The sequence below is a fragment of the Streptomyces olivochromogenes genome, assembly GCF_021538895.1.
Lineage (GTDB): Bacteria > Actinomycetota > Actinomycetes > Streptomycetales > Streptomycetaceae > Streptomyces > Streptomyces olivochromogenes_A.
Window position 1 is genome coordinate 88,482 of record NZ_JADDRL010000005.1, and the last position, 17,948, is coordinate 106,429.

Sequence of the window (17,948 nt, forward strand, 5' to 3'; positions counted from 1 at the left end):
CACCGATGGCTAAGAGGTGGCGTCACCCTTCATCGCGGCTTCCATGGCGAGGAGTTCCTCGTTCGGGACGGCCCCGCCGAAGCGGCGGTCGCGGGAGGCGAACTCGATGCAGGCCCGCCACAGGTCGCGGCGGTCGAAGTCCGGCCACAGCACGTCCTGGAAGACCATCTCGGCGTACGCGCTCTGCCAGAGCAGGTAGTTGGAGGTGCGCTGCTCGCCGCTGGGGCGCAGGAACAGGTCCACGTCCGGCATGTCCGGGTAGTACATGTACTTCTGCAGGGTCTTCTCGTTGACCTTGGACGGGTCGAGACGGCCCGCCTTCACGTCCTCGGCCAGCGCCTGCGCGGCGTCGGCGATCTCCGCGCGGCCGCCGTAGTTCATGCAGAAGTACAGGGTGAGCAGGTCGTTGCCCTTGGTCTGCTCCTGGGCGACCTGGAGTTCCTTGGCGACCGACTTCCACAGCTTGGGCATCCGGCCCACCCAGCGCACCCGGATGCCGAGTTCGTCGAGCTGGTCACGGGTCTTGCGGATGAAGTCGCGGTTGAAGTTCATCAGGAAGCGGACCTCGTCGGGCGAGCGCTTCCAGTTCTCGGTGGAGAAGGCGTACAGGGAGATGTTGCGGACGCCGACCTCGATCGAGCCCTGGAGGACGTCGAGCACGCGCTCGGCGCCGACCTTGTGGCCCTCGGTGCGCGGCAGCCCGCGCGCCTTGGCCCAGCGGCCGTTGCCGTCCATGACGATCGCCACATGGTTCGGGACGAGTTCGCCCGGCAGCTTCGGCGCGCGGGCGCCGGACGGGTGCGGCTCCGGCGCCTTGTACTCGCGGCGCTGGCGTCCCAGGATCCCGCGTACGACCATGAGCTTCTCGTCTCCCTCTTACGACTTTTCCACGTACCGAAGAGAGCGCAGTCCGCGCTCCAGATGCCAGTGCAGGTAGGCGGACACCAGCCCGCTGCCCTCCCGGACGTACCGCGCCTCGCACGCGTCCGCCGTCTCCCAGTCTCCCGTAAGCAGCGCGCCGAGCAGCAGCAGGGTCTGCGGGGAGGGGACGACGCTGCCGGGCACCCGGCAGTCGACGCACACGGAGCCGCCGGAGGCGACCGAGAAGAACCTGTTGGGGCCGGGCATGCCGCACTTCGCGCAGTCGCCGAAGCTGGGGGCGTAGCCGTTGACGGCGAGGGAGCGCAGCAGGAAGGCGTCGAGGACGAGGTGCGGGGCGTGCTCGCCGCGGGCGAGGGTGCGCAGGGCGCCGACGAGCAGCAGGTACTGCTGGACGGCCGGCTCGCCCTCGTGGTCGGTGAACCGCTCGGCGGTCTCCAGCATGGCGGTGCCGGCGGTGTAGCGGGCGTAGTCGGTGACGATGCCGCCGCCGTACGGGGCTATGGTCTCGCTCTGGGTGCACAGCGGCAGGCCGCGCCCCACCAGCTCGCTCCCCCGGGCGAAGAACTGCACGTCGACGTGGGAGAAGGGCTCCAGCCGCGCCCCGAATTTCGACTTGGTCCGCCGTACGCCCCGCGCCACGGCCCGTACCCGCCCGTGTCCGCGCGTGAGCAGCGTGATGATCCGGTCCGCCTCACCCAGCTTCTGGGTGCGCAGCACGATGCCGTCGTCCCGGAAAAGACTCATGCGTCCATTCTCGCGTACGAAGTCAGCGGGCGTGGTCGGGCTGATAGATGGCATCCCAGGGGGCGAGGTTCCAGGGGCTGGCCCGGTTCGCCGGGTCGAGCAGGGAACGCAGGTGGGCGTCGGCGGTGGCCTGGGGTGCGGGAAAGCCGGCGTCCTCGGTGCCGCGCAGCCCGTCGCGCCACACCTTGCGCCCCAGCAGATAGTGATCGGCGTACTCCTGCCATGAGGCGTACGTCCCCGCCACCGCCGGCACGATGCTCTTCAGCGCGGTCCAGGCCTCGTGCTCCGTGATCCTCCCGCAGGCGAAGCCGCGCCGGGTGATGTCGACGTACAGGGCGGCGTCCCAGGCTAGCGGTGCCACGCCGAGGAGCTGCTGGGCGCGGGCCCGGTAGCCGGTGCGTGCCAGCCCGTCGAGCCGGCCGACGAGCTTCTCGCGCGAGGTGATCTCCCACTGGTCGGCCAGCCAGCGCCGGGCGCTGTCGTCGTCGATCCGCGTGAACGGGTACAGGGTGCTCCGGGAGGCGCCGCGGTCGTGGCTCACCGGCGCGCTCAGTGACACCATCCACAGCTGGTGCATCGTGAGCGGGACGGGGTACCGCCGAGCGGCCTTGGGTTTCCTCCACTCTCGCAGTCTCGTCAGCGCCATGAGCCCGCACCCTACGTCAAGGGACCTCGCCCCGGCTGCGGGCGTTGGCGTGGGCGGTGGCCGCGCTCAGCCGCTCCGCCGGGGTGGCCGGCCGGACGGCCTCCGGCCGGGCGTCCCACTCCCGCCCGCCGCCGTACGGCCTCAGCTGCACGTACGGCCCCTCGTGGCCCATCACGAGGCCCAGTCTTCCGGTGAGGGTGTCGACGGCGTAGGAGCCGAGCGGGAGGTTCATCACGTTCACGTTCACCTCGGTCCCCGCCCGCCACGACTTTCACGCTTCGCCTCCCTCCAGTGGCCCTGTGTCACTAGACTCCGCGCCTCGGGAAACACTCCCCCGGTGCAACCCCGGCCCCCCGGGCAACCGAATCCGCCGAACCGGTGGTCTGGTGGGCGAGGGGGTGGCCGATGCAGGCCGAACATGAGGCCCAGTTCCAGGAATTCGTCAGAGCGCGGTGGTCGCATCTGGTGCGGACCGCCTATCTGCTCACCGGCGACCGGCATCACGCCGAGGACCTGACGCAGACGGCGCTGGCGAAGGCGTACCGGTCGTGGCGGCGGGTGGCGCGCAGTGACCATCCGGAGGCGTACGTCCGCCGGATCCTGGTCAGCTGCAACAGCGACCGGTTCCGCAAGCGGCGGGTCACGGAGGCGCTGACCGCGGCGCCGCCGGAGCGGGCGGGGCACGAGGACGCCGTGGCCCGGGCCGACGAGCGCAGCACGCTGATGACGGCGCTGGCCGGGCTGCCGCCCAAGCAGCGGGCGGTGGTGGTCCTGCGCTACTGGGAGGACCTGTCCGAGGGCGAGGTGGCCGAGGCGCTCGGCTGCTCCACCGGGACGGTCAAGAGCCAGGCGTCCAAGGGCCTGGCCAAGTTGCGTACGTTTCCGGGGCTCGCCCGGGCGATGGACGGGCCCGGCCGCGACCACGCGGCATCCGCCGGGCAGGGAGGCAGCAGATGAGCGACGAGAAGCACGGCGAGGGAGCCGAGCCGGAGGGCGACTTCGAGGAACGGCTGCGGGAACTGCTCGCCGAGGACGCCTACACGGTCCGGCCCGCGCCGGCGCCATACCCCACGATCCGGCGGCAGGGCGTGACGGAACGGCGGCAGCGCGCCGCCCTGGCCGGGGCCGTGGTGCTGGCGCTGGCCGCGGTGCCGGTGGGCGCGTACGCGGTGAGCGGGGGCGGTGCGAGCGGTTCGCCCGCCGCGCCGAAGCCGTCGGTCCGGGTCAGCCGGGACACACCGGGCCCCATGCCCTCGGCCACGGCGTCGGCCACGCCCGAGCTGCCCGCGCCGCCCGCCACCGCCGGCCAGCTCCTGGACGGGATCACCTTCGGGCAGGCCTCGGACGGACTGACGAAGTGCCTCGCCTACGACAGGGCGAACAAGCCCAAGCACACGGACGGCAGCCCCGTGTCCCCGTCCGCCGACCTGGGCAGGCCCTCCGCCTACCGGATCATCCTGGCGATGCGCAGCACCGGCGACTCGAACGCGCCCGGCGACGGGATGTACGTCGTCGCGGTGCGGGAGAAGCCGCAGCAGACCCGGTTGATCTGCACCATCCGGGACGGCGAGGCGCAGGGCCTGAACGCCGGCGGCGGCGACTTCGACGGCGCCGCGCCTGTCGCGCCCGACATCAACAGCGGCAAGCTCTACCAGCAGTCCTTCCTCGACAAGGGCCACTGGAAGCTGCCGTTCCGCTGGGGGGTCGTCGGCGGCGTGCGCCCGTCGGTGGCGAAGCTGACGGTGTCGTACGGCGACGGCGTCGCCGAGGCGACCCTGGATCATGGCTGGTTCGTCGCCACCGGCCAGTTGCACCAGCAGGTCACCAAGGCCCCGCGCCTCAAGGGGTACGACGCCGGCGGCAAGCTGGTCTACGACTCCGACCAGGACCGGACCTACGAGAAGACGCTGCCGTAGGCCCCGGGGACCTCGGCATCCCGGCATCCCGGCATCCCGGCATCCCGGGATCTCACCCCACCCCGCGGGACTCCTGGGCCGAGCGGGCCTCGATGCCGCGGAAGTGGACCGCCATCGCGCGCTGCGCGCCCGCCACGTCGCGGGCGCGCAGCGCCGTGACGATGTCGCGGTGCCGGCGGACCGTGACCTCGGGCGCCGGATCGTCGGTCCACCCCCGGGCACCCGCGACCCGGCTGAACACGGTCCAGAACGCCCCGAGCAGCTGCGGCACCAGCGCGTTGCCGAGCGGGGCGTAGAGCAACTCGTGGAACTCCCGGTCGAGTTCGGGAAAGGGCCGGCCGGCCCGGCCCGACTCCTCCATCCGGGTCAGCACCGCCTCCAGGGCGTCCAGCTCCGCCTCGGTCGCCGAGGCCGCGACCCGGCGGATCAGCCCCTCCTCCAGCACCTCGCGGACCTGGAGGATCTCGGCCAGGGTGCCCGCGTCGTCGCCCTGCCGGGCCAGCGTGCGGAAGGTCAGGCCGTCGATCAGGGGGGTGAGGGACGCCTGGCCGACATAGGTGCCGTAGCCGTGCCGGATCTCGACGATGTCGAGGGCCTGGAGCGCCTTGAGGGCCTCGCGGACGGAGTTGCGGCTGACGCCGAGGTCCTCCATCAGCTCCGTCTCCGTGGGCAGGGGCGCACCGGGCCCCAGCTTGCGGTCGAGGATCAGCTGTATGACCGCACGCTGTATCCGGATGTTCCTGGGCTCCCCGGCGGGCATGCGCCGCATCGTACGCGCACCGGACGTCCTACGTCCCATGTCCCGGGCCGACCTGCGCCAACTCCCGTCATTGTCAAGCCATTTCACTGCGCCATTGGTGCGACCTGTGGCGGCTACGCCATTCGTGTGCGATCCCTTGACCGCCCCCACGGGCGCTCCTATGGTCGCGCTGACCGACAGGACGTAGGACGTCGTACCTCCCCCGCATCTCCTGGTATCTCCTCAGCACCATCTCCACCCTCACCCCTTCCGGATCCCTCGCTGGAGGAACCGTGCGCGACGACGTGACCCACGACGTGCCGGCGTTGCACCGCCGGTCGTTCCTGAAGTACACCGGCGCACTGGGCGCGGCCGCCGCGCTCGCCCCCTCGTTGGCGGCCTGCTCGTCCGGGCCGGAGTCCACGAACGACACCGGCGGCGGGGGCGGCGGCAAGGGCCGCACGCTGACCGCGGTGATCGGGTACGGCAATGACGGCAGCTGGGATCCGACGCAGACGGCGTCCGCCTTCGCCATGGCCGGCAACAACCACATCTACGAGGGCCTGCTGGACACCGACCCGATCTCCCGGCAGCCGTACGCGGCGCTGGCGACACAGGTGCCGGCCGACCTCAATGCCACCAGCTGGAAGTTCACGCTGCGCGCGGGCGCCAGGTTCCACGACGGCAAGCCGGTCACCGCCGACGACGTCGTCTTCGTCTTCGACCGGATCCTCGACCCGAACACCCAGACCCTGGCCAAGGGGTTCTTCGCGAGCTGGCTGAAGGAGGTCCGGAAGATCGACGCGCAGAACGTCGAACTGGTGCTGAAGTTCCCCTTCCCCGAGGGGATCTCCCGGCTCACCCTCGCGAAGATCATGCCGAAGCACGTGTTCGCCAAGCCGGGCGCCTGGGACGACGCGATCAAGGGGCTCGCGGTCGGCTCGGGGCCGTACCGCCAGACGGCGCACCACCCGAAGTCCAACACCACCTTCGAGGCGTTCGCCGACTACAACGGCCCGCGCCGGCCCGCCTTCAAGAAGATGAACTGGCTGACGATCGTCGACGCGGCGCCCCGCGTGGCGAAGATCTCCGGGTCCGACGCGGGCGCCCAGATCGCCGACAACATCCCGTACGCCAACATCGGGCAGCTGGAGAGCGGCGGGATGACGGTCGCGGGCGGGGCCGGGATGAACAACCTGTTCCTGATGTTCAACACCCAGCACAAGCCGTTCGACGACGTGCGGGTGCGGCAGGCGCTGCACTACGCCATCGACACCGAGAAGATGGTGCAGGTGGCGCTGAAGGGGCACGGCAAGCCGTCGTCGTCGTTCCTCAACGAGGCCAATCCCGCCTACCGGCGGGCCAAGACGGTCTACGACTACGACCCCGACAAGGCGAAGGCGCTGCTGAAAGCGGCCGGGGTCAGCGGGCTGAAGATCGAGATCCTCGCGGTGAACGTCAGCTGGATCGTCGACTGCCTGCCGACCATCAAGTCGTCCTGGGACGCGATCGGCGTGCGGACCACCCTGTCCCCGCAGGAGACCACGGCCGTCTTCACCAAGATGGACCAGAAGCAGGACTACCAGGTCGTGGCCGCCGCCTCGAACCCCAACCAGTTCGGCCTCGACGCCGACCTGATCATGCACTACAACTACGGCCCGCAGAACCTGTGGATGCAGTACGCCCGCTGGGCCGGCAACTCCGTCGCCAAGCAGCTCTTCAAGGACATGGACCGGGCCACCCAGGAGCCGGACGCCGAGAAGAAGAAGGCGATGATCCAGGACTACATCGACGTCGTCGCCGAGCAGGCCGTGCTCTACCCGGTCGTGCACAACGAGCTGATGACCGCCTGGGACCCGAAGAAGCTCAGCGGGATAAGGCCACAGCCGTACCCGGGGATCAATCTGCTCCAGGCCAAGTGGGTCTGAACCGACGGGAGTTGACATCGCGTGGTCGCCGTCGTCCGGATCCTGCTGCGCCGCGTCACCCTGCTGGTGCCGCTGATGCTCGGCATCGTGCTGTTCGTGTTCCTGGTGATGCGGTTCTCGGACGTGGACCCGGCGTCCGCGTTCTTCCAGGGCGCCAATCCGACGCCCCAGCAGCTGCACGACTTCCGGGAGCGCAACGGTCTGCTCGATCCGCTCCCGGTCCGCTACGTCGACTTCGTCGGCGACCTGCTCCACGGTGACATGGGCACCAGTGCCCTGACCCGGGCGCCGGTCGTCGAGCAGGTCACCACCGCGCTGCCGCTCACGCTCCAGCTGACCTTCCTGGGGCTCGGCATCGCGGTGGTGCTCTCGCTGGTCGGCGGCGTGACCGCGGCGATCTACCGGGACCGGCTGCCCGACCAGATCATCCGGGTCGTCTCGCTGACCGGGGTCGCGGCCCCCGGCTTCTGGCTGGCGCTGCTGATGATCCAGTACCTGGCGGTGGACCAGGGCTGGTTCCCGACCGGCGGCTACATCAACCCGGCCGACTCCTTCACCGGCTGGCTGAAGACGATGACGCTGCCCGCGTTCGCCCTCTCCCTGCCAGTGGCCGCACAGCTGACCCGGATCGTGCGCACCTCGGTGGTGGAGGAGCTGGACAAGGACTACGTCCGCACCGCGATCGGCAGCGGGCTGCCGCCGCGCGTGGTGGTGGGCCGCAACGTGCTGCGCAACGCGCTCATGAACCCGCTGACCGTGCTCGGTCTGCGCGTCGGCTATCTGCTGGGCGGCGCGGTGGTCATCGAGACGATCTTCTCGCTGCCCGGCATGGGCAAGCTGATGATCGACGCGGTGAAGAACGGCGACCCGGCGGTCGTCCAGGGTGTCGTCCTGACCACGGCGATCGGGTTCGTCGTCGTCAACCTCGTCATCGACATCCTCTATCTCCTGGTCAACCCGCGACTGAGGGACGCGAGCTGATGGACACGCGGAAGAACCTCACCGGGCGCCTGTCCCGGCCCGGCGTCCGGCTGCGCGGCTGGCGCCGGCTGCCGCCGCTGTCGAAGACGGCGGTCTGCTTCCTCGCCGTCGTCGCGCTGACGGCCCTGCTCGCGCCGGTCCTCGCCCCGGACGACCCGCTGGACCAGCAGACGCCGGTGGACGGCACCGGGCACCCGTCCGCCGGCCACTGGATGGGACAGGATAGCCTCGGCCGGGACATCCTCAGCCGGCTGATGTACGGGGCCCGCTGGTCGCTGGCCATCGGGCTCGGCGCGACGGTGCTCGCCCTCGTCGTGGGGGCGCTGATCGGGGCGGCGGCGGCCACCTCCCGCAAGGCCGTCGACGAGACGCTGATGCGCTGCCTGGACGTGGTGATGGCGTTCCCGGGCATCGCGCTGGCCGCCGTGCTCGTCGCCGTCTTCGGCGGCGGCATCACCGTACTGATCTGTGCCATCGCGTTCCTGTTCACACCGCCGGTGGCCCGGGTCGTGCGGGCGAACGTGCTCGACCAGTACGGCGAGGACTACGTCACCGCGGAGCGCGTGATCGGCGCCCGCACCCCGCACATCGTGCTGCGGCACGTGGCCGTCAACTGCGCCGCCCCCGTCCTGGTCTTCTGCACGGTCCAGGTCGCCGAGGCCATCGTGTTCGAGGCGTCGCTGTCCTTCATCGGCGCCGGCGTGCGGCCGCCCGACCCGTCGTGGGGCAGCGTCATCGCCGACGGCAAGAACATGGTGCTGACCGGCGGCTGGTGGGCCACCGTGTTCCCCGGGCTGCTGATGCTGGTGACCGTCCTGTCGCTGAACATACTGTCCGAGGGCGTCTCCGACGCGTGGGCGGCCCCGGCGGCCCGGGACGTGGAGGTGCGGGAGGACGACGACCGCCTGGAGGCGCCGCGGCCGGGCAGCGGCGAGGTGCTCCCGCTGACCGGGCTGACGCAGGCCGCCCAGCGGCTGCGCGCCCGGGCCCGGCCGCTGCCCGACCCGGGCACGCAGCCGGTACTGGCGGTGGAGAACCTCGCCATCGGCTTCGCCGGGCGCCACCGGGGCGTGGACATCGTCGACGGCATCAGCTTCGAGGTGCGGCCCGGCGAGGTGCTGGGCCTGGTGGGCGAGTCGGGCTGCGGCAAGTCGCTGACCGCCCTCACGATCATGGGGCTGGAGCCCAAGGGCGCGCGGGTCGGCGGCCAGATCCGGTTCCACCAGCGGGATCTGCTCGCCGAGCCGATGCGGGTGCGGCGCCGGCTCCTGGGCCACGAGATGGCGATGGTGTACCAGGACGCGCTGTCCTCGCTGAATCCGGCGATGACCATCCGCGCCCAACTGGGGCAGCTGGTGCGGCGCGGCGGCAGGCGGTCGGCCCGGGAACTGCTGACGATGGTCGGCCTCGACCCCGAACGCACCCTGCGCAGCTACCCGCACGAGCTCTCCGGCGGCCAGCGTCAGCGCGTGCTGATCGCCATGGCGCTGTCCCGCGACCCGAAGCTGATCGTCGCCGACGAGCCGACGACCGCGCTGGACGTGACCGTGCAGGCGCAGGTCATAGAGCTGCTGCTGCGGCTGCGGGAGGAGCTGGGCTTCGCGCTGATCCTGGTCTCGCACGATCTGGCGCTGGTCGCGGACGTCACCGACCGGGTGGTCGTGATGTACGGCGGGCAGATCGTGGAGACGGGTGTGACCGCCGACCTGGTGGCGGCACCGGCCCACCACTACACGCGCGGTCTGCTCGGCAGCGTGCTGTCCCTGGAGTCGGCGGCCGAGCGGATGACGCAGATCAAGGGCGTCGTCCCGTCCCCCGCCGACTTCCCGGCGGGCTGCCGGTTCGCGGACCGCTGCCCGCTGGCGAGCGAGGTGTGCCACACCACCGCGCCGGACCTGGTGGGCACGCCCACGCACACGGCGGCCTGCCACCATCCGGCGGTCGATCCGGTGACGACGGAGAGCGAGGCCGTGACGTGAACGCGGTCGTGCAGGTGTCGGACGCCCATGTCGTCCACAAGGCCCGCAGCGGCGGGGTGTTCACCCGGGACCGGGTGTACGCCCTGACCGGCGCCGACCTCGCCGTCGCGCCCGGTGAGACGGTCGGTGTGGTGGGCGAGTCGGGCTGCGGGAAGTCGACGCTGGCCAAGGTGCTGGTGGGCATCCAGCGGCCGACCTCAGGGACGGTGGCCTTCCAGGGCCGGGACCTGTGGTCGATGTCCCCCGCCGAGCGCCGGACGGCCGTCGGGGCCGGCGCCGGCATGATCTTCCAGGACCCGTCGACGGCCCTGAACCGCCGGCTGCCCGTGCGGCGGATCCTGCGGGACCCGCTGGACGTCCACGACCGGGGCACAAGGACGGGGCGCGAGGAGCGCGTACGTGAGCTGATGGGCCTGGTGGGTCTGCCCCGGGCGCTCGCCGACGCCCTGCCCGGTCAGCTCTCCGGCGGCCAGCGCCAGCGCGTCGCCATCGCCCGCGCGCTGGCCCTGGACCCCGACCTGGTGGTCGCGGACGAGCCCACGAGCGCGCTCGACGTCTCGGTGCGGGCCCAGATCCTCAACCTCCTCCTGGACCTGAAGGAACGTCTCGGCCTGGCCCTGGTCTTCGTCTCGCACGACATCCAGACGGTACGGCGGATGAGCGACCGCGTGATCACCATGTACCTCGGCCGGATCGTCGAGGAGACCCCGGCCGGCCGCGTCACCGACCAGGCCCGGCACCCGTACACTCGCGCCCTGTTCTCCGCCACTCCCGGTCTGCTCGACCCGATCGACCCGATCCCGCTGACCGGCCCGGTGCCGTCGGCGACCCGTCCGCCGAGCGGCTGCCCCTTCCGGACCCGCTGCTGGAAGGCGGACGACCACTGCGTTTCGGTCATGCCGGACTTTTCGGCCGCGTCGCGCCCGGGACATCGCTACCGTTGTCATCATCCTGTGGAGGAGGACCAGTCGACCCGCGACCTCGTGCGCCAGAGTCTTCCCAGGGAGCCTTGATGACTCTTCCCACCCCGCTGACCGGTGTCGTACCACCCGTCTGCACGCCCCTGACACCGGACCGCGAGGTGGACGTCCCCTCGCTGCTCAGGCTGGTCGACCACCTGGCGGAGGCCGGGGTCCACGGGCTGTTCCTGCTCGGCTCGACCTCGGAGGCCGCGTATCTGACGGACCGGCAGCGCAGGCTGGTGGTCGAGTCGGTGGCCGCCCACCTGGGCGGCCGGCTGCCGGTCCTGGCCGGGGTCATCGACATGACGACCCCCCGGGTGCTGGATCACGTCGCGCAGGTCACGGCGGCGGGCGCGGACGCGGTCGTGGTCACCGCCCCCTTCTACACCCGCACCCACCCCGCCGAGATCGCCCGCCACTTCCGGCTGGTCGCGGCGGGCAGCCCTGTCCCGGTCATCGCGTACGACATCCCGGTCGCCGTGCACAGCAAGCTCCCCGCCGACCTCGTCCTGGAGCTGGCCGCCGACGGCGTGCTGGCGGGCCTGAAGGACTCCAGCGGCGACCTGGCCGGGTTCCGGGAGGTCGTCACCCAGGCCGCGACCCGCCCGGACACGGCCGGTTTCAGCGTGCTCACCGGCTCCGAACTCGTCGTCGACGCGGCCCTCGCGCTGGGCGCCGACGGGGCCGTGCCGGGCCTCGCCAACGTCGACCCGCACGGCTACGTCCGCCTCTACCGCCTGTGCCGGGCGGGCGACTGGGACGGCGCCCGGGCCGAGCAGGAACGGCTGTGCGCCCTGTTCGGCATGGTGGCCGCCGGCGACCCCGCCCGGATGGGCGGCAGCTCCTCGGCCCTCGGCGCCTTCAAGGCGGCACTGCACCTGCGCGGCATCATCGACTGCCCGGTGACGGCGGAGCCTCAGGTGCCGCTGTCGGGAGCCGAGCTGGAGAAGGTCGAGAAGTTCCTGGCGGGCGCGGGACTGCTCTGACCCGGGGCACCCAGCCCCCGCAGCCGCCGGAACTCGATCGTCTCGTACGTACCCGACACTCCCGTCTCGTACAGGATCCCGACGGTGTCGTGGCCCAGCTGCACGAGGTCGGAGTAGGCGGCCCGCTGCTGGGACAGGGTCAGCTCCTTGGTGAAGGTCGCCCCGCCGTCCGTGCTGCGCCAGAGCGCCATCGACTGGCGGGCGGTGGGCACGGACGGCCCGGAGAACAGCAGCGGGGCCGTGCCGCCGCGCAGCTGCAGGACGGAGCCCTCGACCACCGGGACGTCGTTCAGGGTGGGCTGGACGGTGTAGGGGCGGTCGAGGGTCCGCGCGCCGTCGAAGGAGTAGCTGTCGAGGCGGTTGCCCGGGCTGCTGCCGTTCTGGTCGCGGGAGTTGAAGTACAGCCTGCCGTCCGGGAGCTGGGCGGCGGTGCTCTCGTTGGAGTTGTTCACGCCGTCGTACGAGTCGTCGACGAAGCCCAGCCGCCAGGTGCGGCCCCCGTCGTCGCTGTAGAGGGCGTGGGCGCCGTAGTACCGGGACTCCTGGCCGGTGTCCGGGGAGCCCGGGGGCGGGGCGGCCGAGTGGTTGGCGGGCACGACCAGGCGGCCCCGGTGCGGGCCCCGGGTCAGGGCGAGGGCGTGCCCGGGACCGGTGGCGTACCAGCGCCAGCGGAACGGCTTCACCTCGGACGTGATGTCCCGCGGGGGCGTGAAGTGGCGGCCGCCGTCCCGGCTGCGCTGCACGAACACCCGGCGGCTCTGCTCGGGCGTGACCTCGCCGCGCATGATCTGCGCCTCCGTCACGGCCCCGCTGTTGTACGAGGTGAGCAGCACGACGTCGCCGCTGCGCGGATCGACCACCGGCGCCGGGTTGCCGCGGGTGTCCCCGTCCCCGGCGGCGACCACGGCCGTCGGCCCCCAGGTGCAGCCGCCGTCGGCGGACCGCCTGAGCACCACGTCTATGTCGCCGGTGTCCCCCGCGCCGTTGTGCCGGCCCTCGGCGAAGGCGAGGACGACTCCGCCCGGGGTGGTGACGGTGGCGGGGATGCGGTACGTGTCGTAGCCGCCCTCACCGGAGACGTACGGCACGGAGGACGCGCAACCGGGGGTGGCGGCCTCGGTGGCGGCGGCCTGGGTGACGGTGAGCGGAGTGAGGAGCGCGGTGACGGCGATGAGAGTGCGGCTCAATTGGGTCACCGTTACATACTCCCCGGCGTCACCATCCCCGACTCATACGCCACGATGACCAACTGCGCCCGGTCCCGTGCCCCCAGCTTGCCCATGATCCGGCTGACGTGGGTCTTGGCCGTGAGCGGGCTCAGGCCCAGGGCGTCGGCGATCTCCGTGTTGTTCAGACCCCGTGCGACCAGGGTGAGGACCTCGCGCTCCCGGTCGGAGAGGCATTCGGGGCCGCCCGCCGTCGGTGCGGAGGGGCTGCGCAGGAAGCGGGTGATGAGGCGGGCCGTGGGGCCCGGGGAGAGCAGGGAGTCGCCCGCCGCCACCGTCCGGATCGCGTCGAGAAGTTCCACCGGACGGGTGTCCTTGACCAGGAAGCCCGACGCGCCCGCGCGCAGCGCTTCGACGATGTTCTCGTCGGTGTCGTAGGTGGTGAGGACCAGCACCCGCACCCCGGCCAGCTCCTCGTCGGCGACGATGAGCCGGGTGGCCTCGATGCCGTCGAGGTCGGGCATGCGGATGTCCATGACGACGAGGTCGGGACGCTCCTGGCGGGCCAGCCGCAGGGCCTCGCGGCCGGTGCCGGCCTGACCGACGACCTCCATGTCCGGCGCCGACTCGACGAGCATGGCGAAGGCGGCCCGTACGAGGGTCTGGTCGTCGGCGAGCAGCACACGGACGGGGCTCATCGCGCTCCCTCCAGCGGCAGTTCCGCCGTCACCTCGAAGCCCACGCCCCGCGCCGAGGGCCCGGCCTGAAGGGTGCCGCCCACGCTGCGGGCCCGCTCCCGCATGCCGACCAGTCCGAAGCCGGGGGTGCCGTCCGCGGCGCCCGCGCCGTCGTCGGTGACCTCGACGCGCAGCGCGCCGTCCCGCTCGGCCACGCTGACCCGTACGGACAGGTCGGCCCGCCCGCCGTGCCGGACCGCGTTGGTGAGCGCCTCCTGCACGATGCGGTAGGCGGCCGCGCCGACGGCGGGCGGCGCCTCCTCGGCCCGCACCGTCAGCTCGACGGCCGGCCCCGCCGCCCGCGCTGCCGCCGCGAGGTCGGGCAGACCGTGCAGGCCGGGCAGGGGGCCGCGGTTGTCCGGCGAGCCGTGCTCCCCGTCGCGCAGGACCTCCAGGGTCGTACGGATCTCACCGCGGGCCGTGCGGCAGGTCTCGGCGATGTCGTCGAGGGCCTGGGCGACGGCCTCGCGGTCCAGTCGTGCGGGGTCGGCGGCGAGGACGTGCGCGGCGACCGAGGTCCGGACGCCGATCAGGGTGATGCTGTGGGCGAGGAGGTCGTGCAGGTCGCGGGCGATGCGCAGGCGCTCCTCGGCGACCCGGCGGCGGGCCTCCTCCTCGCGGGTGCGCTCGGCGCGCTCGGCCCGCTCCACGGCGGCGGCCACGTTCTCCCGGTGGACGCGGATGTAGCCGCCGATGACGAGCATGGCGATGACCCAGCCGGTGATGCGCATGCTCTCCGCGACCCCGGCCATGCCGTCATCGATCTTCAGGACCACCATGAGCCCGATGACGCCGGCCCCGATCAGCAGGGTGCGCCGCAGGTTCCGGGACTCGGCGACCGTGTAGAGCGCGGCCATCGAGGCGGCGGTGGGCGCGGAGTGGTTGAAGTCGAGTTCGTGGTACGTGACGATCAGCGCGAGCGCGACGCACAGCACCGCCATCGGCGCCCGCCGCCGCCACACCAGCGGCACATGGGCCGTGAGCAGCAGGGTCCAGCCGACCGCGTCCGGATCCCGCCCGCTGCCGAGGCCGGCGGCCGCGAGGACGGACGCGACGACGGCGAGGCCGGCCGCGAGGGCCGCGTCCTGCCGCAGGGTGTCGCGGGGCGTGAACCCGAGGGCCGCGCGGATCCGGGTGCCGGGACCGGGCCGGCTGTCGATGAGGATTGCCTGCACGAGGTTCATCTTCCGGTAGGCGGGCGCCCCCGCGTCGGGCAGGGGCGCCCGGTACGTCAGCTCACCGGCTCCGGCGCGGGTCGCGGCGCCACCGGCTCCGGTGCCCGCGACAGCCGGCCCGGCCACCACACCGCCCGGCCCAGCGCCACGCTCGCGCTGGTCACCAGATAGGTCCGGACGAGGAAGGTGTCCAGCAGCACACCGACCGCGATGACGAAGCCGAGCTCGACGAGCGGGACCAGACCCATATTGACGAGGACCGCGAAGGTGGCCGCGAGGACGAGTCCCGCGGAGGCGATCACCCCGCCGGTGGTGCGCAGCGCGGTGAGCGCGGCGGCGGCCGGTTCGGCGCCGTGCTCTTTGATGCTCCGGGACTCCTCCCGCATGCGGTGCATGAGGAAGATGCCGTAGTCGACGCCGAGGGCGACCAGGAACACGAAGGACAGCAGCCCGAGCCCGGGATCCGTGCCGTGCAGGCCGAGCAGCGGTCCGAACACCAGCCCGCCGATGCCGAGCGCCGCACCCCACACCGCGACCACGGCGGCCACCAGGATCAGCGGCGCGACCAGGGAGCGCAGCAGGGCGACCAGGATCAGCAGGACGGAGAGGAGGACGATCGGCACGACGACCAGCCGGTCGCGGGCGTTGGTGTCCAACAGGTCGAGCTGCTGGGCGCTGGGGCCGCCGACGTAGGAGCCCTTGAGCGCGTGCCGGAGCTCCTTGATGGTGGCGGTCTCGGCGGCGGACTGGGGCGGCGCGGCGGTGATCACGGAGACCTCGGTCCAGCCCCCGCCGGTACGGCCCCGCTGCGCGCTCACGACGCCGTGGGTGCCGCGGACCGTGGCCAGGGTGGCGTCGGCCCGGTCCGCCGGGGTGATGACGTCGACGGGCTGGGCGGACCGCTCGGGGTAGGCCCGCGCGAGGGTCTCGATGGCGGCCACGGACTCGGGCCGGTCGACGAAGGTGTCCTGCTGCTTGAGCGCGCCGGGCAGGTTCAGGGCGCCGAGGGCGAGCGCGCCGAGCAGGACGGCACCGGCGGCGAGCACGGTGCGCGGGCGGCGCCCGGCGGAGGTGCCCATCGCGGCGAACAGCGACCGGCGGGCCTTGGGCGTGCTGCCGTACGCGGGCACCAACGGCCAGAACACCCGCCGGCCGAGCAGGACGAGGACGGCCGGCAGGAGGGTCAGCATGGTGGCGAGGGCGCACAGCACGCCGACGGTGCCCAGCGGGCCCATCCCGCGGCTGGAGTTGAGGTCGGCGGCGAGCAGGCACAGCAGTCCGGCGGCCACCGTGCCGGAGGAGGCGAGCACGGCGGGCCCGCAGCCGCGCAGCGCGGCGCGCATCGCGTCGTACGGCCGCTCGTGGCGCCGCAGCTCCTCCCGGTACCGGGAGACGAGCAGCAGGGCGTAGTCGGTGCCGGCGCCGAAGACGAGGATGGTCATCACGCCCTGGCTCTGGCCCGAGATGGTCGTGCCGAAGGCCTGGTTGAGGCCGTAGGCCACGCCCATGGACAGGAAGTCGGCGCTGCCGGCGACGACCAGCGGGACCAGCCACAGCAGCGGGCTGCGGTAGATGAGGATGAGCAGTACGGCGACGACGGCCACGGTGGTGTAGAGCAGCGGTCCGTCGAGTCCGGCGTAGACCTCGGAGGCGTCGGTGGACAGCGCGGCGGGGCCGCCGACCTCGACCGTCAGCCCGGCTGTGCCCTTGGTGTCCGCGGAGTCCCCGGCGTCCCCGGCGATCCGGCGGACGTCGTCGACGAGGGCGTCGCGCTTCTTCTCGTCGGTGCCGGGCTCGTTGCTGGCGACCGGGTACATGAGGGTGGTGCCGTCGCGGGACGGGACGCCGCGCGGTGTGCCCGTCAGCCGGTGCTGCCGGGCGATCGTCGCGAGCCGCTCCCCCGCCGCGGCCCGGTCGGCGGCGGTGAGTCCGCCGTCGCGGTGGTAGACGACGACCAGTTCGGTGCTCTCACCGCCCGGCAGCCGGTGCTGGATCTTCGCGACCCGAGTGGAGTCGGCGCTCGCGGGCAGGTAGTCGGTGACCTGGTTGCGCTGCACGTCGGCGAGTTTCGAGGCGTACGGCGAGGCGAGTGCGAGCACGCCGATCCACAGCGCGAGCAGCAGCCACGGAATGGCCCGCCGTCGGGTACGTCTCGTTTCTGCGGCCCCCATGGAAACGGGCCCTCCCTCCGGAGCGGATGTCTGGGTACGGTCTCCAGACTTCCGCCGCGGCGGGCGCGAATCGTCGCGCGGGAGGGCGAGTTCGGGGGTACTCCGCCGGGTGGCCGGGCGGCCCGACTACTCCCCGGGGAGTATCAGGACGGCGTACGCGCGGCCGCCAGCAGCCGGGTCACGTCGTCCGAGCAGATGGTGAGGGCGGCGCCGATGGTGATGAGGACCTCGCGTTCGGCGGGGGTGTAGGGGCCGTCGGCGAGGGCGATGCGGGCGGCCTGGAGGAGGATCGACTCACGGCCGGGTCCGGCCAGGTGCGGGGCCAGCGGGTCGAGGGACTCGTGCAGCTCTATGGCCAGGCTCGCGCCGCAGGGCTGGTCGAAAACCCGGCCGGTGTCCGCGGCCAGCGCGTCCACCAGCGCGGCGAGCTGGTCCTCGGTGCAGTCCGGGAAGCCGGCCCCGCGGACCGCGCCCGCGGCGGCCTCCAGCGACGTACGCGAGCAGGTGCCGCCGGCCGCCAGCACGGCCAGGGCGACGGTGTGCACGGCGTCGCGGAGCATCGCGGAGAAGCGGGAGGTGGTCGGATGGTCGAGGACGTCGGTGCCGAAGTGGTGGCGGCAGGCCGCGCACTCCACGACGGGTCCGGTCGCGCCGCGCGGCAGCACGGGCACGCCCAGGAGGGTGAAGCGGCGGCGCCCGGTGAGCCGCTGGTAGTTGCGGTCGCCCCCGCAACCCGGGCAGAAGAACTCGCCGTCGCCGACGGGCGTCCACGCGGTGCGGGTGCCCATGATGCGCACAGGCCTGGTGGCACGGCCGTCTCGTCCCCGTACTGGCAGCACGTCGCACCTCCTAAGGCCGCGGCAACATCGCCGCGCTGGCGTGATGTTAGCCACATTGTCGAGGTGGAGTCAGTACCCCGGAGGAGACCTTTCCGTG

General features: G+C 72.5%; 17 protein-coding genes. 7 read left to right on the forward strand and 10 right to left on the reverse strand.

All coding sequences use genetic code 11. From position 1 onward, the window contains the following. Window positions 1–9: 9 nt before the first annotated feature. Genes IPZ69_RS03990 through IPZ69_RS04005 form a run of 4 tightly spaced genes read right to left on the reverse strand, consistent with a single transcriptional unit; the run spans window position 10 to window position 2,504 of the window. The gene (locus IPZ69_RS03990) at window positions 10–858 is read right to left on the reverse strand and encodes an isoprenyl transferase (protein ID WP_235452244.1); all 849 of its coding nucleotides are present in this window, start codon (window positions 856–858) and stop codon (window positions 10–12) included. A gap of 18 nt (window positions 859–876) precedes the next feature. Further along, on the reverse strand, window positions 877–1,626 hold the full coding sequence (gene recO / locus IPZ69_RS03995; protein ID WP_235452245.1) for a DNA repair protein RecO: 750 nt from the start codon (window positions 1,624–1,626) through the stop codon (window positions 877–879). 22 nt (window positions 1,627–1,648) lie between these two features. Then, a complete protein-coding gene (locus IPZ69_RS04000) occupies window positions 1,649–2,272 on the reverse strand; it encodes a DUF1266 domain-containing protein (protein ID WP_235452246.1) in 624 nt (207 codons plus the stop codon). 16 nt (window positions 2,273–2,288) lie between these two features. Next, a complete protein-coding gene (locus tag IPZ69_RS04005) occupies window positions 2,289–2,504 on the reverse strand; it encodes a hypothetical protein (RefSeq protein WP_235452328.1) in 216 nt (71 codons plus the stop codon). Window positions 2,505–2,677: 173 nt separating this feature from the next. On the opposite strand from IPZ69_RS04005, the gene IPZ69_RS04010 reads away from it, so the two are divergent. Both IPZ69_RS04010 and IPZ69_RS04015 read left to right on the forward strand, forming a co-directional pair. Beyond that, complete coding sequence (locus IPZ69_RS04010) at window positions 2,678–3,229, forward strand: SigE family RNA polymerase sigma factor (protein ID WP_235452247.1); 552 nt, start codon at window positions 2,678–2,680, stop codon at window positions 3,227–3,229. Further along, window positions 3,226–4,188, forward strand: a complete 963-nt coding sequence (locus tag IPZ69_RS04015) for a hypothetical protein (RefSeq protein ID WP_235452248.1) — start codon at window positions 3,226–3,228, stop codon at window positions 4,186–4,188. The genes IPZ69_RS04010 and IPZ69_RS04015 overlap by 4 nt, the downstream gene beginning before the upstream one ends. Before the next feature lie 52 nt (window positions 4,189–4,240). Here the strand turns inward: IPZ69_RS04015 and IPZ69_RS04020 are convergent, their stop codons facing one another. Further along, window positions 4,241–4,957 (reverse strand): FadR/GntR family transcriptional regulator, encoded by a 717-nt coding sequence (locus IPZ69_RS04020; protein WP_235452249.1) that lies wholly within the window; start codon window positions 4,955–4,957, stop codon window positions 4,241–4,243. A gap of 263 nt (window positions 4,958–5,220) precedes the next feature. Between IPZ69_RS04020 and IPZ69_RS04025 the strand changes: the two genes are divergently transcribed. Genes IPZ69_RS04025 through IPZ69_RS04045 form a run of 5 tightly spaced genes read left to right on the forward strand, consistent with a single transcriptional unit; the run spans window position 5,221 to window position 11,763 of the window. Beyond that, on the forward strand, window positions 5,221–6,855 hold the full coding sequence (locus IPZ69_RS04025) for an ABC transporter substrate-binding protein (RefSeq protein ID WP_235452250.1): 1,635 nt from the start codon (window positions 5,221–5,223) through the stop codon (window positions 6,853–6,855). A 21-nt stretch (window positions 6,856–6,876) separates the two neighbouring features. After that, window positions 6,877–7,836 carry an ABC transporter permease gene (locus IPZ69_RS04030; RefSeq protein WP_235452251.1) on the forward strand — a complete coding sequence of 320 codons (960 nt, stop codon included), beginning with the start codon at window positions 6,877–6,879 and terminating at the stop codon, window positions 7,834–7,836. Next, window positions 7,836–9,815, forward strand: a complete 1,980-nt coding sequence (locus IPZ69_RS04035) for a dipeptide/oligopeptide/nickel ABC transporter permease/ATP-binding protein (protein WP_235452252.1) — start codon at window positions 7,836–7,838, stop codon at window positions 9,813–9,815. The genes IPZ69_RS04030 and IPZ69_RS04035 overlap by 1 nt, the downstream gene beginning before the upstream one ends. Beyond that, the gene (locus tag IPZ69_RS04040; RefSeq protein WP_235452254.1) at window positions 9,812–10,828 is read left to right on the forward strand and encodes an oligopeptide/dipeptide ABC transporter ATP-binding protein; all 1,017 of its coding nucleotides are present in this window, start codon (window positions 9,812–9,814) and stop codon (window positions 10,826–10,828) included. Before IPZ69_RS04035 ends, IPZ69_RS04040 begins: the two co-directional genes overlap by 4 nt. Beyond that, window positions 10,828–11,763 (forward strand): dihydrodipicolinate synthase family protein, encoded by a 936-nt coding sequence (locus tag IPZ69_RS04045; RefSeq protein WP_235452255.1) that lies wholly within the window; start codon window positions 10,828–10,830, stop codon window positions 11,761–11,763. Before IPZ69_RS04040 ends, IPZ69_RS04045 begins: the two co-directional genes overlap by 1 nt. Here the strand turns inward: IPZ69_RS04045 and IPZ69_RS04050 are convergent. From IPZ69_RS04050 to IPZ69_RS04070, 5 genes are all read right to left on the reverse strand, one after another. Further along, complete coding sequence (locus IPZ69_RS04050) at window positions 11,694–12,959, reverse strand: sialidase family protein (RefSeq protein ID WP_235452257.1); 1,266 nt, start codon at window positions 12,957–12,959, stop codon at window positions 11,694–11,696. The genes IPZ69_RS04045 and IPZ69_RS04050 overlap by 70 nt on opposite strands. 2 nt (window positions 12,960–12,961) lie before the next feature. Then, a complete protein-coding gene (locus IPZ69_RS04055) occupies window positions 12,962–13,627 on the reverse strand; it encodes a response regulator (RefSeq protein ID WP_235452259.1) in 666 nt (221 codons plus the stop codon). Continuing rightward, a complete protein-coding gene (locus tag IPZ69_RS04060) occupies window positions 13,624–14,850 on the reverse strand; it encodes a sensor histidine kinase (RefSeq protein ID WP_268834209.1) in 1,227 nt (408 codons plus the stop codon). Before IPZ69_RS04060 ends, IPZ69_RS04055 begins: the two co-directional genes overlap by 4 nt. A gap of 47 nt (window positions 14,851–14,897) precedes the next feature. After that, on the reverse strand, window positions 14,898–17,012 hold the full coding sequence (locus IPZ69_RS04065; protein ID WP_235452262.1) for an MMPL family transporter: 2,115 nt from the start codon (window positions 17,010–17,012) through the stop codon (window positions 14,898–14,900). A 143-nt stretch (window positions 17,013–17,155) separates the two neighbouring features. Continuing rightward, on the reverse strand, window positions 17,156–17,851 hold the full coding sequence (locus IPZ69_RS04070; RefSeq protein WP_235452264.1) for a tellurite resistance TerB family protein: 696 nt from the start codon (window positions 17,849–17,851) through the stop codon (window positions 17,156–17,158). Between the last annotated feature and the right edge of the window lie 97 nt (window positions 17,852–17,948).

Excerpts from the sequence above, each read along its gene's own strand:
- IPZ69_RS03990 (WP_235452244.1), bottom strand. The coding sequence starts at position 858 with ATGGTCGTACGCGGGATCCTGGGACGCCAGCGCCGCGAGTACAAGGCG.
- recO (WP_235452245.1), bottom strand. The coding sequence starts at position 1,626 with ATGAGTCTTTTCCGGGACGACGGCATCGTGCTGCGCACCCAGAAGCTG.
- IPZ69_RS04000 (WP_235452246.1), bottom strand. The coding sequence starts at position 2,272 with ATGGCGCTGACGAGACTGCGAGAGTGGAGGAAACCCAAGGCCGCTCGG.
- IPZ69_RS04005 (WP_235452328.1), bottom strand. The coding sequence starts at position 2,504 with ATGAACCTCCCGCTCGGCTCCTACGCCGTCGACACCCTCACCGGAAGA.
- IPZ69_RS04010 (WP_235452247.1), top strand. The coding sequence starts at position 2,678 with ATGCAGGCCGAACATGAGGCCCAGTTCCAGGAATTCGTCAGAGCGCGG.
- IPZ69_RS04015 (WP_235452248.1), top strand. The coding sequence starts at position 3,226 with ATGAGCGACGAGAAGCACGGCGAGGGAGCCGAGCCGGAGGGCGACTTC.
- IPZ69_RS04020 (WP_235452249.1), bottom strand. The coding sequence starts at position 4,957 with ATGCGGCGCATGCCCGCCGGGGAGCCCAGGAACATCCGGATACAGCGT.
- IPZ69_RS04035 (WP_235452252.1), top strand. The coding sequence starts at position 7,836 with ATGGACACGCGGAAGAACCTCACCGGGCGCCTGTCCCGGCCCGGCGTC.
- IPZ69_RS04045 (WP_235452255.1), top strand. The coding sequence starts at position 10,828 with ATGACTCTTCCCACCCCGCTGACCGGTGTCGTACCACCCGTCTGCACG.
- IPZ69_RS04055 (WP_235452259.1), bottom strand. The coding sequence starts at position 13,627 with ATGAGCCCCGTCCGTGTGCTGCTCGCCGACGACCAGACCCTCGTACGG.
- IPZ69_RS04060 (WP_268834209.1), bottom strand. The coding sequence starts at position 14,850 with ATGAACCTCGTGCAGGCAATCCTCATCGACAGCCGGCCCGGTCCCGGC.
- IPZ69_RS04065 (WP_235452262.1), bottom strand. The coding sequence starts at position 17,012 with ATGGGGGCCGCAGAAACGAGACGTACCCGACGGCGGGCCATTCCGTGG.